Annotated in this window: 17 protein-coding genes; 14 read left to right on the top strand and 3 right to left on the bottom strand. The window is 59.3% G+C overall.

Going from position 1 to position 14444, the window contains the following annotated elements:
- Window positions 1–9 precede the first annotated feature (9 nt).
- The 4 genes from glgC (at window position 10) to Ga0074115_RS16305 (ending at window position 4839) form a co-directional block, all read left to right on the top strand.
- Entirely contained in the window at window positions 10–1275 is a 1266-nt protein-coding gene (gene glgC / locus Ga0074115_RS10530) for a glucose-1-phosphate adenylyltransferase (protein WP_006473923.1), read from the top strand.
- Entirely contained in the window at window positions 1265–2971 is a 1707-nt protein-coding gene (locus Ga0074115_RS10525) for a glycoside hydrolase family 57 protein (protein WP_060528497.1), read from the top strand. Before glgC ends, Ga0074115_RS10525 begins: the two co-directional genes overlap by 11 nt.
- 59 nt (window positions 2972–3030) lie before the next feature.
- Window positions 3031–4551 carry a 4-alpha-glucanotransferase gene (gene malQ, locus Ga0074115_RS10520; protein WP_060528496.1) on the top strand — a complete coding sequence of 507 codons (1521 nt, stop codon included), beginning with the start codon at window positions 3031–3033 and terminating at the stop codon, window positions 4549–4551.
- 114 nt (window positions 4552–4665) lie between these two features.
- Window positions 4666–4839: a hypothetical protein gene (locus Ga0074115_RS16305; protein WP_157292738.1), complete on the top strand. Its 174-nt coding sequence runs from the start codon at window positions 4666–4668 to the stop codon at window positions 4837–4839.
- A 251-nt stretch (window positions 4840–5090) separates the two neighbouring features.
- Here the strand turns inward: Ga0074115_RS16305 and Ga0074115_RS10515 are convergent, their stop codons facing one another.
- Window positions 5091–5225 carry a hypothetical protein gene (locus tag Ga0074115_RS10515; RefSeq protein ID WP_057955883.1) on the bottom strand — a complete coding sequence of 45 codons (135 nt, stop codon included), beginning with the start codon at window positions 5223–5225 and terminating at the stop codon, window positions 5091–5093.
- A gap of 170 nt (window positions 5226–5395) precedes the next feature.
- On the opposite strand from Ga0074115_RS10515, the gene Ga0074115_RS10510 reads away from it, so the two are divergent.
- Both Ga0074115_RS10510 and tcdA read left to right on the top strand, forming a co-directional pair.
- The gene (locus Ga0074115_RS10510) at window positions 5396–5731 is read left to right on the top strand and encodes a hypothetical protein (protein ID WP_057955882.1); all 336 of its coding nucleotides are present in this window, start codon (window positions 5396–5398) and stop codon (window positions 5729–5731) included.
- A gap of 117 nt (window positions 5732–5848) precedes the next feature.
- Window positions 5849–6628: a tRNA cyclic N6-threonylcarbamoyladenosine(37) synthase TcdA gene (tcdA, locus tag Ga0074115_RS10505; RefSeq protein ID WP_057955881.1), complete on the top strand. Its 780-nt coding sequence runs from the start codon at window positions 5849–5851 to the stop codon at window positions 6626–6628.
- A 106-nt stretch (window positions 6629–6734) separates the two neighbouring features.
- On the opposite strand, the gene Ga0074115_RS10500 is transcribed toward tcdA, so the two are convergent.
- Window positions 6735–7325: a class I SAM-dependent methyltransferase gene (locus tag Ga0074115_RS10500; RefSeq protein WP_057955880.1), complete on the bottom strand. Its 591-nt coding sequence runs from the start codon at window positions 7323–7325 to the stop codon at window positions 6735–6737.
- Between the two features lie 37 nt (window positions 7326–7362).
- The gene (locus Ga0074115_RS10495) at window positions 7363–7983 is read right to left on the bottom strand and encodes a DsbA family protein (protein WP_060528495.1); all 621 of its coding nucleotides are present in this window, start codon (window positions 7981–7983) and stop codon (window positions 7363–7365) included.
- A 144-nt stretch (window positions 7984–8127) separates the two neighbouring features.
- On the opposite strand from Ga0074115_RS10495, the gene rnr reads away from it, so the two are divergent.
- The 8 genes from rnr (at window position 8128) to rplI (ending at window position 14423) form a co-directional block, all read left to right on the top strand.
- Window positions 8128–10494 (top strand): ribonuclease R, encoded by a 2367-nt coding sequence (rnr, locus tag Ga0074115_RS10490; RefSeq protein ID WP_057955878.1) that lies wholly within the window; start codon window positions 8128–8130, stop codon window positions 10492–10494.
- Between the two features lie 9 nt (window positions 10495–10503).
- The gene (rlmB, locus tag Ga0074115_RS10485) at window positions 10504–11241 is read left to right on the top strand and encodes a 23S rRNA (guanosine(2251)-2'-O)-methyltransferase RlmB (RefSeq protein ID WP_057955877.1); all 738 of its coding nucleotides are present in this window, start codon (window positions 10504–10506) and stop codon (window positions 11239–11241) included.
- A 63-nt stretch (window positions 11242–11304) separates the two neighbouring features.
- On the top strand, window positions 11305–11844 hold the full coding sequence (locus tag Ga0074115_RS16300; protein ID WP_157292736.1) for a hypothetical protein: 540 nt from the start codon (window positions 11305–11307) through the stop codon (window positions 11842–11844).
- A complete protein-coding gene (locus Ga0074115_RS10480; protein WP_157292734.1) occupies window positions 11789–12088 on the top strand; it encodes a hypothetical protein in 300 nt (99 codons plus the stop codon). Before Ga0074115_RS16300 ends, Ga0074115_RS10480 begins: the two co-directional genes overlap by 56 nt.
- Window positions 12089–12290: 202 nt before the next feature.
- A complete protein-coding gene (gene rpsF / locus Ga0074115_RS10475; protein WP_057955875.1) occupies window positions 12291–12770 on the top strand; it encodes a 30S ribosomal protein S6 in 480 nt (159 codons plus the stop codon).
- Window positions 12771–12773: 3 nt separating this feature from the next.
- On the top strand, window positions 12774–12998 hold the full coding sequence (gene rpsR, locus Ga0074115_RS10470; RefSeq protein WP_005964967.1) for a 30S ribosomal protein S18: 225 nt from the start codon (window positions 12774–12776) through the stop codon (window positions 12996–12998).
- A 30-nt stretch (window positions 12999–13028) separates the two neighbouring features.
- The gene (locus tag Ga0074115_RS10465; protein WP_060528494.1) at window positions 13029–13955 is read left to right on the top strand and encodes a hypothetical protein; all 927 of its coding nucleotides are present in this window, start codon (window positions 13029–13031) and stop codon (window positions 13953–13955) included.
- An 18-nt stretch (window positions 13956–13973) separates the two neighbouring features.
- A complete protein-coding gene (rplI, locus tag Ga0074115_RS10460; protein ID WP_006473914.1) occupies window positions 13974–14423 on the top strand; it encodes a 50S ribosomal protein L9 in 450 nt (149 codons plus the stop codon).
- Window positions 14424–14444: the final 21 nt, after the last annotated feature.

Raw genomic sequence — 14444 nt, 5'->3', positions numbered from 1 at the left:
GGAAGTCTAATGTCCGACCAGAATCCACGTTTTGTTAGTCGCCTGACGCGCAACACCCTCGCCCTGATCCTTGCCGGAGGGCGCGGTTCCAGGCTTAAGCATCTGACGAAATGGCGTTCCAAACCTGCCGTCCCCTTCGGTGGCAAATTTCGCATCATCGACTTCCCGCTCTCCAACTGTATCAACTCTGGTATTCGCCAAATTTGTGTGCTGACCCAATACAAGGCGCATTCACTGATTTTGCACGTCCAGCGTGGCTGGGGGTTTCTGCGTGGCGAGTTCGGCGAGTATGTGGAGCTGCTGCCGGCGCAGCAGCGGATCGAGAACAACTGGTATGAGGGGACTGCTGACGCGGTTTATCAGAATCTCGACATCCTGCGCTCACACAACCCCGATTACGTACTAATCCTGGCCGGCGATCACATCTATAAGATGGACTATGGTGCGATGATTGCCGAGCATGTGGAGTCGGGTGCGGATTTGACCGTCGGCTGTATCGAGGTCGATCTGGAGACGGCCAAGGCGTTCGGCGTGATGGCGGTGGATGCGGAGAGCCGCATCCTCGAGTTTCAGGAGAAGCCGGAACACCCTAAGCCAATGCCCGGGCGTGACAGTACGGCGCTGGCTTCCATGGGCATCTACGTCTTCAACACCAAATTCCTCTACGAACAGCTGATCAAGGATGCTGACACCGCGGGTTCCTCGCGGGATTTTGGCAAGGACATCATCCCCAAGGTGATCAAAGAGTACCGCATTCGCGCCTATCCGTTCCGTGATGTAGAGAGCGGTGAGCAGGGCTACTGGCGCGATGTGGGCACCATCGACTCCTTCTGGGCGTCAAATCTAGAGCTGACTGGGGTGACGCCGCCGCTGAACCTCTATGATCATACTTGGCCGATCTGGACCTATCAGGAACAGCTGCCGCCGGCCAAGTTTGTCTTCGATGACGAGGAGCGCCGCGGCATGGCAGTGGACTCCCTAGTCTCTGGCGGGTGTGTCATCTCCGGTTCTCAGGTGAAGAACTCTCTGCTGTTCTCCAATGTTCGCATCAACTCCTTCACCGAGGTGGAGAAGTCGGTGATCCTGCCCGACGTCAATATCGGTCGTAACTGCCGTATCCGCAATGCGGTTATCGACCGGGGCTGCGAGATTCCCGAAGGTACCATCATCGGTGAAGATCCGGTCGCGGATGCCGAGCGTTTTTACGTCTCCGAAGGTGGGGTGGTGCTGGTAACGCCGGATATGCTTGGGCAGGTTTTGCGCTATGTCCGCTGAGGGAAAACGCCTCAATGTTGTTCTCTGTTGGCACATGCACCAGCCCTACTACAAAGGGCCGGAGCAAAGCGACTACCATCTGCCCTGGGTCTATCTGCATGGCATCAAAGACTACTCCGACATGGCGGCGCATCTGGAGCACAATCCGGATGCCCGGGCGGTGGTCAACTTTGCGCCGGTGCTGCTGGAGCAGATCGATGATTATGCCGGGCAGACCCGTGACTGGCTCGAAAAGGGCACGCTGATCCGCGATCCGTTACTGGCGGCGCTGGCGGGTCCCGGTCTGCCGCTCGATCTGGAGTCGCGCACAGAGCTGATCTCCGCCTGCCTGCGAGCCAATGAGAGGCACCTCATCAAACGCCACAAGCCGTTCGAGCGGCTCGCTGAACTGGCACGCCGGATGCTTGAGGATGATCAGTACGTCAGCTACCTAAACGACCAGTTTCTGGCCGATCTGCTGATCTGGTACCATCTGGCCTGGATCGGTGAGTGTCTGCGGATCCACGATATTCGGGTACGTTCGCTACAGGCCAAGGGGCACGGTTACAGTGTGGCCGACCGGCGCGCACTGGTGGAGCTGATCAGCGAGGTGCTGGGCGGAATCGCCGAACGCTACCGCAAACTTGCCAAGTCGGGGCGGGTTGAGCTCTCGGTCACCCCTTATGCCCATCCGATCATGCCGCTGCTGGTGGAGATGGACTCTGCCAAGGAGGCCCTGCCGAAGGTGGAGATGCCGCAGTTGGCGGACTATCCCGGTGGTGAGGCCCGTGCCCGCTGGCATATCCGCAAGGGGATCGAGGTATTTGAATCCCACTTCGGTTTTCGTCCAAACGGTTGCTGGCCATCCGAGGGGGCAGTGAGCGAACCGACCTTGAAGCTTTTGGAAGAAGAGGGGTTTCGCTGGGCGGCCACCGGTCAGCAGGTGTTGCACAATAGCCTCTGCGCTGCCGGTAAGGGCGATCAGTTGCCGGAAAACTGGGTCCACTCCGCCTACCGGGTTCACGATGGTTCGGTGAATCTGTTTTTTCGTGACGACGGCCTCTCCGACCTGATCGGCTTTACCTATGGTGACTGGCATGCCGATGATGCGGTGGGGGATCTGATTGGCCACCTGGAAAATATTGCCGACTCCTGCCGGGGGAATCCCTCAGCGCTGGTCTCGATCATCATGGATGGGGAGAATGCTTGGGAATATTATCCCAGCAATGGCAGTTACTTCCTCGCCACCCTCTACGAGCGTTTGGCGGCGCATCCGCGTTTGAAAATGACCACCTTTTCGGACTATTTGAGCGAACATCGAGATGCCTCTCCGCGGCTCTCCAGCCTGGTGGCGGGGAGTTGGGTCTACGGCACTTTCTCCACCTGGATTGGTGATAAGGATAAAAACCGCGCCTGGGAGATGCTGGCGGATGCTAAGCGTGCCTACGATCGGGTGATCACAGCAGGCAGTTTCGCGCAGGATGAGCTGGCGGAGCTGGAGCGACAGTTGGCGATCTGCGAGGGATCGGACTGGTTCTGGTGGTTTGGTGACTACAATCCGGGCGATACCGTAAGCGATTTTGAGAAGCTCTTTAGGCGTCAGCTCGCCCACCTCTATGAGCTGCTGGGTGAAGCGGAGCCTGATTATCTCTCCCAGGTGTTTGCCTCTGGCAGCGGTGATCCGGCGCTGGGCGGGGTGATGAAAAAGAGTGATTGATAGCGTTATGTTGTGCCTGCCCTGCCTTCGACAGTGACTGAACCCAACCTGGATTTGGCATGGATTTGCCGATAGATGAAATAGAACTCCTTGGGCGCAGAGTTGCTGACCCTATCCTGGGTCGCCGTCGCGCCGGAGTTCTGCTGCATATCACCTCGCTGCCAGGACCGGCCTGTGTTGGTGCGTTGGGCAGCAATGCCTACAATTTTGTTGATTTTCTCGCCGCCGCCGGAGTTAGCGTCTGGCAGATGTTGCCGGTCAACCCGACCCACGGGGACGGCTCCCCTTACCAGGGCATCTCGATGCATGCGGGCAATCCGCGACTGATCAGCCTGGAGCCGGTTCTACAGGCGGGCTGGCTCGATGAGCTGCCATTGGAGGAGGGGGTCCTCTCTGATAAAGGGCGCTCATTTGCCCTCAGCCTGAGCTGGGAGGGGTTCAAGGAGCGAGCCAGCGACGAGGCGCGTTCGGAACTTGAGCAGTTCCTCGCTGAACAGAGCGGTTGGCTGGATGACTATGCCCTGTTTCAGGCGCTGCGCGCCGAACAGGGCGGCGCCTGGTGGGAATGGTTGCCGCCCCTGCGCGACCGGGATCCGTTGGCATTGGCCCAAGCCCGTGCCCGGTTGGCCGATCAGATCAGCTTTATCCGCTTCGAGCAGTATCTCTTTTTCAGCCAGTGGAGGCGGCTCAAGCGGTACGCCAATGAGCGTGGTGTAAAATTATTTGGCGATGTGCCGATCTTTGTCGCTCATGACAGCGCCGAGGTCTGGACCCACCGTTCCCTCTTCGATCTGCTGCCGGACGGCCAACTGCGAGTGGTTGCCGGGGTGCCGCCGGACTATTTCTCTGAGACAGGCCAACGCTGGGGCAATCCGCTCTACCGCTGGGATATGCTGGAGGCTGACGGGTTTGCCTTCTGGATCGAGCGGATGCGAACCCAGATGATGCTCTTCGATCTGGTGCGCATCGACCATTTTCGTGGTTTTGAGGCCTACTGGGAGATCCCGGCAGTGGAGCAGACGGCGGTCAACGGGCGCTGGGTCCAGGCGCCTGGGGAGAGACTGTTCGCCGCCCTCTACAGGGCGTTTCCGGATCTTGAGTTGGTGGCGGAGGATCTTGGCATCATCACCCCCGAGGTGGATGCCCTGCGGCGTCACTACCATCTGCCGGGCATGAAGATTCTGCAGTTTGCCTTCTCTGGGGATGCGGACAACCCCTATCTGCCGTTCAACCATACGGTCGATTCGGTGGTCTACACTGGTACCCACGATAATGACACCACCCTGGGATGGTATCGCTGTCTGGATGATGGCTTGCGTGAATATATCGATGAATACATGGGGCGCTCGAGAGAAGCGATGCCCTGGCCATTGATCCGCTGTGCATTTATCTCCTGCGCCAGCCTGGCCGTGGTGCCGATGCAGGACCTGCTGGGGCTAGGCTCGGAATGCCGCATGAATACCCCGGGCACCACCGAGGGCAATTGGAACTGGCGCTTCAGCTGGGATCAGGTGGAGAGCGATCTTGCTGAGCGGGTCCGTCGGCGGGTGGTGATGTTTGGGCGACAGGTCGACCTGTAAGACTGTCGCTGTTTCTGATCGATTATTCAGATAGTTCCTACAAAATTCTGCGTCTAGTCACCTGTGGTGATCTTGTCAATAGCTCTAGATTTGAAGTCAGAGGAGGGCAAGATTATGTTCAGCTATTCGTATCATATTCCACCCCAGGAGCAGCTGAGTTACTTTCAGAGGATGGTCGAGCGGCTGACGCCACCGCGATCCTCCTATCAGCAGCTCCTGCGCAAGACCTATCTGGCTCTGTATGAGCATCAGCTGCGTGAGCGGAGCGAATCGATGGAGTTGAACTAACCGGAGCAATCCGACCAGTTCGGATATTTCGTCTGAGGGCGGTGCGAGGACGTATTTAGCCAGACCAGGATTGGGAGAAAGGCAAAAAAATCCGCTTCGACAAGGTCAGTCGAAGCGGTTTATACCAAAGGAGGATGGAGGAGATAAGCTGGCCGAGGTGATACTGCTTCAATTCCCCTCGACCAGCTTGGGGCCATTCGACCATGGGGGCGGGAGTGTCGTCATTGATATTTCTCAATCTTCTTAAATGCTCATTCCTCCCCCTCCTCCGGCCGGGCCGGATCCTCCATGGAGGATGACTTTGTAGAGCTGCCAGCCAGGAATAGGGCGGCCACTCCTAAGCCCAACATGATCAGCAAGGAGAGCGCGATCAGTGTGGAAAACATGTGTTATACCTCCAGGCAGGCGCGATGCGCAGCACATCTTTTCATTCGTTCTCTGTAAATATATGTTACCGGCTCGAGAAGAGCATTCACCATCCCCCTGATGCAATAGAGTGGTTGTCGTGTGAGTGATGGTGAATGATGTTTATGGACTAACCAAAAGGAAAATAAGGATGAAAAAGATGAGCTCGCATCTGAAAGGTTTTGCTGTTGTTACTCTGGTAGTGGCACTGGCGTTATTCCATTCAGCAGCAATGGCCTCAAGCTGTAAGGGGCTGAGTCAGTCCAAATGCTCGGCGAATGCCGCCTGCAGCTGGGTCAAGAGTTACAAAACCAAAAGCGGTAAAAAAGTAGATGCCTATTGTCGCGCCAAGCCTGGAAAATCAAAAAAGGTCACTGGTAGCAGTTCCAGCGGGGAAAAGGCTAGCAAGGCCAAGCATCCGTCCACATCTGGCAAAGCCAAAACGAGCAAAGATGGCAAGAAAAAGAGCGACAAGTCAAAGAAGTAGGCGATATTCTCCGGCAGTGTCGGCAATCATTGCCGACACTTTTTTCTTCCTTCCGATCGCTGCTGATTTGCTCCTGGCAGATCGAGCTGACTGCATTTAAGGGCTTCTGATAATCTGGTGACTGACAGCGATTTCCAGCGTCGTTTTGGCGGTATTGCGCGACTCTATGGCGAAGCCGGACTAGCGCGTTTCGTCGATTCCCGCATCTGCGTGATCGGCATCGGTGGGGTTGGTTCCTGGGTGGCAGAGGCCCTGGTGCGCAGTGCAGTGGGTGCGATTACCCTGTTCGATCTTGACCATGTGGCGGAGTCCAACACCAACCGGCAGTTGCCGGCTCTAGACGGCAACTACGGCCGCGCCAAGGTGGCGGTGATGCGTGAGCGGATGTTGGGGATTAACCCTGCCTGCCGGGTTGAGGCGGTGGAGGTGTTTGTCGAGGCGGAGAATCTGCAGCTGGTGAGCGATGCTGGCTTCGACTATGTGGTCGACTGCATCGACAACTTCCGCACCAAAGCGGCGCTAATCGCCGTCTGCCGACGAAAAAAAGTGCCGCTGGTTACGGTGGGCGGTGCTGGAGGCCAGGTCGACCCGACCCGCATCCGCCTAGTCGATCTGAGCCGCACCGAGCAGGATCCGCTGCTTGCCAAGACCCGTAAGCTGTTGCGCAGGGAGTATGGTTTTTCGTCAAATACCAAGCGGCGTTTCGGTGTGGCGGCGGTCTACTCCGACGAGCCGCAGTGCTACCCAGATGGCAGTGGTGGGGTCTGTGCCAGCAAGCCGGGTGCGGGGGATTCCAGCCTCAATTGCGGAGGTTTTGGTTCGGCGGTGACGGTTACTGCCAGCTTCGGTTTAGTGGCTGCGTCGCATGTGTTGAACCGGCTGGCTGCTGCTGACTGAGCCGTTCTACCTCATGCCCAGCGGGTGACGATAGTATCGGCCAGGTGATTGTGTAGGCAGCGCCTGTTGGCGGTCAACTCAGCTCTCTCAGGTTGATCGCTCATGATTACTCTTTGTGTGCCAGCGCCACGGTGTAGCTCTTGCCCTGTTTCAGCTTCTTGTAGTTGCCGAAGACCTCATTCAGGTTGCGTTTCATGTATTGGCGCAGGCCGTTGATGGTGACCAGATAGAGCCGTCCGCCGGGGTTCAGTCGTGCCCAGGCGTCATGCAGGATCAGACTCAGCATCTCCTTGCCCACCTTGGCGGGGATGTTGGAGGCGATCAGGTCGAAGCGCAGTGCCGGATCGATATGGGCGAAGCCGTTGCTCAGCTGGGCCCGAGCGTTGCCGATCTGGTTGCGGGCGGCGTTGGCATTGGCGAACTCTACCGCCATGAAATCCTTGTCCACCATCAGGGTCTGGCCCGCTGGCGCCAGCGCCCCCAGGGTGATACCGATCGGGCCGTAGCCGCAACCGATGTCGAGACAGTTGTCGCTGGGGGTGACCTCGAGGTGATCGAGCAGCAGCCGCGTGCCCTCGTCGATCTCCCGCGGCGAGAAGATGCCCCAGGTGGTGTGGAAGGTGAAGCGGTGTCCGCATAGCTCCGCATCGAACACGATGTCCTGGCGGTAACGGTTGAGTGTGTCTTGGTTGAGCATGGCGGGGGAGTTTTGCCCTGTTTTGTCGATGAGTCAATCACTCACCGCAGATCATTGCGATTGTTTCAAGTATCGGCTCCGCCGAGTGGTAGTCCACCGGTACCGGCCAGAAGCCTCCGTCCAGCTCCAGCACCAGGGCGGGGAAGCTGGTGGCGTGCATCGCCTGGGCCTGGGCTATCTCCTGCTTGAGGATGGTGTCGGTGGCGGAGTCGTTGAGGGCGACTCTGAAGCGGGCGGGGTCAAGGCCGATCTTTCCGGCCAGTTCGATCAGGGTGGCTGCGTCCGAAGGGTTTCTTGTCTGCCGATAGTAGGCCTGTTGGATTGTGCGGATCATCGGCTGTTCTTTTGAATCATTCAGACTTCGGGCGGCGATCACTGCACGGCAGGCCGGGTAGGTGGAGCGGCGTGGCTCACAACGGCTCCAGAAATCAAAGTTGAAGCGGATCTCCGGCAGCTTCTGCTCGATACGCCGCCAGGTCGCCTGCAGCTGCTCGCGCATTTCTGCTGCCATCGGAGCAGGGTTGTCGGGGGCCAGACCGCCCAGCAGCCGGGTAAACCGGATCTCGGCTGGCAGCTGTCGTTGTAGTTTGTCGAGTACCGGAGCGAACGCCCAGCACCAGGAGCACATCGGGTCGTGGATGTAGAAGAGGGTGGTCATGGCAGGCTGTCTGTTGGGGTTATGCAGGGGGTGGTTCTGGTGCTGGCGTGGTCGGCACACTCAATCCATTGATATTACACTTAGGTTAACTCCTTGATACCTGTTAAAATTAATTTTTATTATAACTTCAAGAGCCCAGTAGCCGTGGCGAAACGCAGATCCAAAACCACCTCCCGCACGCAAGATCCCAATCAGGCACGCGAGGCGCGCAAGTACGAAAACCCGATCCCCAGCCGAGAGTTCATCATCGAGACGCTGAACGAGCAGGGGGCGCCGATGGAGCATCTGGAGATCGCTGGGGTACTGGAGCTGACCGACGAGGGTCAGGTCGAGGCCCTACGGCGGCGGCTGAAGGCGATGTTGCGCGATGGCCAGCTGCTGTGTAACCGCCGCGATCAATATTGCGTGGTTAACAAACGCGATCTGATCGCCGGACGGGTAATCGGCCACCCAGATGGTTTCGGTTTCCTCAAGCCCGATGAGGGTGGCGAGGATCTCTACCTCTCTTTCAAGGAGATGCGCACCCTGTTCCACGGCGATCGTGCGGTGGTGCGGGTGATCGGTGTCGATCGCCGCGGCCGCACCGAGGGTGCGGTGGTGGAGGTGCTGGAACGTAGCACCCATTCGGTGGTGGGCCGGCTCCACTGTGAGGCCGGCGTCGGTATCGTCGCCCCCGACAACAAGCGCCTGAGCAAGGATATCGTGATCCCGCGCAGCGAGATCGGCGAGGCCAAACAGGGGCAGATGGTGGTGGTGGAGATCCTCGATCAGCCGACCCGCCGCACCCCACCGATCGGTCGTATCACCGAGGTGGTGGGCGACCACATGGGGCCGGGCATGGAGACCGACATCGCGATTCGTAGCCATGAGATCCCGGTGGCCTGGCCGGAATCGGTGGAGCAGCAGATCGCCGGTTTCAGCGACCAGGTGCTGGAGGCCGACAAGGCGGACCGGGTCGATCTGCGTAAATTGCCGCTGGTCACCATCGACGGTGCCGACGCGCGGGATTTCGACGATGCGGTCTACTGCGAGGCCAAGCCCAAGGGGTGGAGGCTGCTAGTCTGCATCGCCGATGTTTCCCACTATGTAGCGATCGATACTCCGCTCGACGTAGAGGGGCGCAAGCGCGGTAATTCGGTCTACTTCCCCGACCGAGTGGTGCCGATGTTGCCGGAGATCCTCTCCAACGGCCTCTGCTCGCTTAACCCCCGGGTCGACCGGCTCTGCATGGCCTGCGAGCTCTATATCGATCGCAGCGGCAAGATTATCCGCTCGCGCTTTTTCCCCGCGGTGATGCACTCTCATGCCCGCCTCACCTACGACAAGGTGGCGGCGATGCTCGACGGCGATGGCGCACTCTGCGAGCAGTACGCCGATGTGTTGCCGCATATCCAAGAACTCTACCAGCTGTTTCAGGTGCTGCATGCGAGCCGTGCCGAGCGTGGCGCGATCGAGTTCGACACCACCGAGACCAGGATTGAATTCAACGCGCAGAAGCGGGTGGAGCGCATCGTGCCGGTGATCCGCAACGATGCCCACCGCATCATCGAAGAGTGCATGCTGGCTGCCAATGTGGCAGCGGCGCGGCTGCTGCTGCGCAAGAAACTGCCGGCGATCTATCGGGTCCACGAGGTGCCGCCGGAGGAGAAGCTGAGCGACCTGCGCGAGTTTCTCGGCGAGCTGGCGCTGAGCCTGCCCGGCGGCAGCAAACCCACCGCTAAGGACTACGCGACCCTGCTGGAGAACGTACGTGGTCGGGAGGATGCGCACCTGATCCAGACAGTGCTGCTGCGTTCCATGGCCCAGGCGATTTACTCCTGCGACAACGCCGGTCACTTTGGCCTCTCTTATCCCGCCTATACTCATTTTACCTCGCCGATTCGCCGCTATCCCGATCTGCTGGTGCATCGGGCGCTGAAGCATCTTTCCCTGGGCGGCAAAGTCGATGAGTTTGACTACGCCCTGCCAGAGTTGAAGGGTATTGCCGAGCACTGCTCGACCACCGAGCGGCGCGCCGACGAGGCAACCCGTGACGCCTACGACTGGCTCAAATGCGAATATATGCAGGACAAGGTGGGCGAGTGCTTTGACGGTATAGTCACCTCGGTCAACTCCTTCGGCGTGTTTGTCGAGCTGAAGGAGGTCCATATCGATGGTCTGGTGCATATCACTGCTCTGGACAACGACTTCTACCACTTCGACCCCATCGGCCATCGCCTCACTGGCGAGCGTACCGGCACAGTGATTCGGCTCGGTGATCCGATGCGCATCCAGGTGGCCGCGGTCAATCTGGACGACCGCAAGATCGATTTTGTGCTGGAGTCCCGGGGTGGGTCTGATAAGCCTGGCGCGCCGAAGAGGAAGCGAAAGAGTCGCAAGCGCGGCAAAAATAAGGACGCTGATAAGGCGGCTCCGGCGGCTGAATCAGAGTCGCAGCCACAGGCGACGGAGGAGGCCAAGCCGGCGAAGAAGAAGCGTCGTCGCCGCAGGCGCCCACGCAAAGAGGGGTAAGCGGCGGCAATGCCCGAAACCCAACTGATCATCGGCCTGCATGCGGTGCGCACCGCACTCAAGCATGGCGATGCGGTGACCGAGATCCTGCTCGAGTCGCGGCGTCGCGACGCCCGTATCAAAGAGGTGTTGAATCTCGCCCGCCAGGCCGGGCTCAAGCCCCGCCAGGTAGAGGGCGAAGAGCTCGATCGGCTTGCCCAGGGCGGCAACCACCAGGGGGTGGCGGCCTACACTCGCGCCCCGGCGGTAATGGACGAGGCTTTTCTCAAGCAACTATTGGCCGGGCTCGACCTGCCTCCATTCTTGCTGGTGCTCGACGGAGTGCAGGATCCGCACAACCTAGGGGCCTGCCTGCGTACCGCTGATGCGGCTGGAGTGCAGGCGGTGATCGCGCCGCGGGATAAGTCGGTGGGGCTCACCCCGGTGGCCTGCAAGGTCGCCAGCGGTGCTGCCGAGACGGTCCCCTTCATCCAGGTCACCAATCTCTCCCGCACTCTCAAATGGCTGCAGCAGCAGGGGGTCTGGCTGATCGGCACCGCCGGCGAGGCTGAGTCAGAACTCTACCAGGCCGACCTGAAAGGCCCGCTGGCAATCGTCATGGGCAGCGAGGGCAAGGGCCTGCGCCGCCTCACCCGCGAGCAGTGCGACAGCCTGATTAAGTTGCCGATGCTCGGTGCGGTAGAGAGCCTGAATGTCTCCGTCGCCACCGGCATTACCCTCTATGAGGCGCTGCGCCAGCGCAGCTAGCCATCTGCACACGAGGGTGGGGCGATAAGCAGGAGGCGACCCGATACAAATCCCGAGCGCTGGGTGCTGGGGGTATTGCTGGTCCTGGCGGCGCTGCTGCTGGTGAATTTTCTCCTGTTCGCGCTGACGCGGCGCCTGAACTTCGATGAGAGCCTTGCCCTGCACGCCGGCTGGTTGTCGTTCAATGGGGTTCCTGCCCAGCCCTTCTTCTATATGCCGTTCAGCCTTGTGTTGGGATGGCTGGCGCCCCTGATCGAGGATCCAGGAAGGCTGTTTGTCACTCTGCGACTGGCGGCGGTGTTGTCGCTGCTTCTGGTGTTGTTGCTGCTGGTGTGGCGATTGGGTCTGAAGGGGTGGCTACGCTGTTCGCTGTGTTGTTACTCTTCGCCAATGGGGGCTTCCTCAGCCACGGCTATGAATTCCGCTACGATCTTGCCGTTCTACTGGGCTGGCTGCCTGGCAGCAGACGATGGTGTTGTCGCTGCTGGTGGTGGCCCTGGGCGCAGGCCCCTACTTTGCAACGTTCTGGGCCCTTCGGCAGGTCTCAATGGAACGGCAGGTTGCGAGTCTGCGGTTGCTCAAAGAGGTGCTGCGACCGGATAACCGCATTATCGATCCCTCAGGACTCGCCTATTTTGTTCGACCGGCGTTGGCGTTTTGGTATAGCGATAGCCTTTTTCGGCAACGGTATCAAGAGGCGGTGGCGTCTGCGGTGGATCTGAAGGGTGTGGATGCGGCCAGCCTGGCGCTGCAGACTTATCGCCTACAGTGGCTGCCAGCGGAGCTGCGACAGCGACTTGGGCTCGACATAGCCAGATCCTGTGGTGGTGTCAGCTTTCTACAATAGGATGAGCGAGAGCGGCGTATCTCAGAGGCGTGAGAGCTGGCCAGGATAGACTCGAATCGTTTTGGTAACCGATGCGGATGCCTATTTGCGATAGAGGGCCGGCAAGTGTAAGATGCGCGGTTTTTCCGGTGTTCGTCCTGCGGACGCCACTCCTTGCTTCACCGCCCTGTGCGGGAGGCTGCCTAATCCGAAAGGAGAGACAATGAGGCATTATGAAGTCGTGTTCATGGTCCATCCGGACCAGAGCGAGCAAGTCCCTGCGATGATCGAGCGCTACCGCTCAACCATCGAGTCGAAAAGCGGCACCATCCATCGTTTGGAGGATTGGGGGCGGCGCCAGCTGGCTTATCCGATTAACAAGATCCACAAGGCTCACTACGTGCTGATGAACATCGAGTGCGATGGCGAGGTCCTGGGCGAGCTAGAGAACGCATTCCGTTTCAACGATGCGGTGATCCGCAATCTGATCATTCGCCGCGACGAGGCTATCACTGAGACCTCGCAGCTGGCCAAGGGTCAGGATGAGGACGATGATCGCCGTGAGCGTCGCAGCGACTCCGACCGCCGCCCTGCCAAGGTAGAGGAGCAGGCGGCACCTGAGGCTGAGACGGCGGTAGCTGAGGCTGAGACGGCTCCGAGTGAGCCTGCGGCAGCGGCTGAGCAAGCAGGAACAGAGGACTAGATCATGGCGCGTTTTTTTCGTCGTAAAAAGTATTGCCGTTTCACGGCTGAAGGTATCACTGATATCGACTACAAGGACCTCAACCTGTTGAAGGCCTATGTAAGCGAGAGTGGCAAGATCGTGCCGAGCCGAATCACCGGCACCAAGGCCAAGTACCAGCGGCAGCTGGCCACCGCGATCAAGCGGGCCCGCTACCTGGCACTGCTGCCCTACAGCGATAGCCACTAAGAGTAATAGATAGGCCGACCGGATAGCGCCATGAAGGGGCTGGCATCCCTGGTGATGCGGGGTATTTCACCAGCGGTGATGGTGATCACCGTGAGTGCGATGCTCTCACTGAGTCTTCCGCTGTTCGGTATCCTGAGTGCGGCGGCAGTGGGCTTGATTACCCTGCGGCAGGGCTCAAGGGCAGGGCTCAAGGTTTCTGGACTCTCCACCCTGGCACTGGGTGTGATGATGCTCCTGATCCTGGGCAACCCGCTCCCCGCGCTGGGGATTCTGCTGATCCAGCTGTTGCCGCTTTGGCTGCTGGCGATGCTGCTGCGAACCAGCCGCTCTCTGGATCTGACGGTCCAGGCAGCTTTCGGGCTGGGGCTGTTGGCGATTCTTGGTCAGTACCTGCTGATGGGGGATCCGGCCAGCGTCTGGCTCGAGGAGCTGAGGCCGCTGGCAGAGCAGTTTGAGCAGAGCGGTCTGCTCACGGCTGAGCAGGGGCTGCAACTGGTGCAGACTATTGCCGGCTGGATGGCGGGGCTGTTTGCAGCTGGGTTGTTTCTGCAGCTGGTAGCCGGACTCTTTCTGGCTCGTGGCTGGCAGGCAGCGCTCTACAATCCGGGTGGCTTTCGGAAGGAGTTTCATGCCTTTCGGCTGCATCGGGTGTTTGGTGTTGTAGGGGGGCTTGCGCTAGCGGTGGTGTTGATGCCAACACTACTGGACGCTGGTCTGCTCCGCGACCTCGGTGTGCTGTTGCTGGTGTTGCTGTTTCTGCAGGGGCTGGCGATGAGTCACAGCCTTGTGGCTAAGAGGAATGCCGGATCGGGCTGGCTGGTCGGTCTCTATCTGTTACTGATTATATTGATGCCGCAGATGGTGGTGGTGCTCTCCGCCATCGGTCTGACGGACATCTGGATAAATTTTCGCGCCCGCTTTAAATCGAGTGATATAGGCGGACGCGAAGGTGATTAGACCTTTAAGGTGAATACAATGGATATTATTCTGTTGCAGAAAGTCGATAACCTGGGTGACCTGGGTGAAAAAGTAAAGGTAAAGAGCGGTTATGGCCGCAACTACCTGATTCCCTCCGGCCGTGCCATACCGGCTACTGCCGCTAACCTGGCCGAGTTCGAGGCGCGTCGTGCCGAGTTGGAGAAAGGGGCGGCCGATAAGCTGGCTGCTGCCGAGGCACGCAAGGAGAAGCTCGAGGGCCTCGAGATTTCCATCAGCTGCAAGGCGGGTGACGAGGGACGTCTATTTGGCTCCGTCGGCACCATCGATATCGCCAAGGCGGTGAACGAGGCGGGTGGCGAGCTGGAGAAGCAAGAGGTGCGTCTGCCTAACGGCCCGTTCCGCGTTGCGGGTGATTACGAGGTGGAACTGCACCTGCACACCGACGTCAACGCCAGCCTCAAGCTGCAGATCGTCCCGGAAGCGTAAACCTCCGCAGTGTGACGGTTG

Source organism: endosymbiont of Ridgeia piscesae (assembly GCF_001443665.1).
Classification (GTDB): Bacteria; Pseudomonadota; Gammaproteobacteria; order Chromatiales; family Chromatiaceae; genus Endoriftia; species Endoriftia persephonae.
Note: the sequence above shows the minus strand (reverse complement) of the source record. Positions and strands in the feature narration are given on the sequence as shown.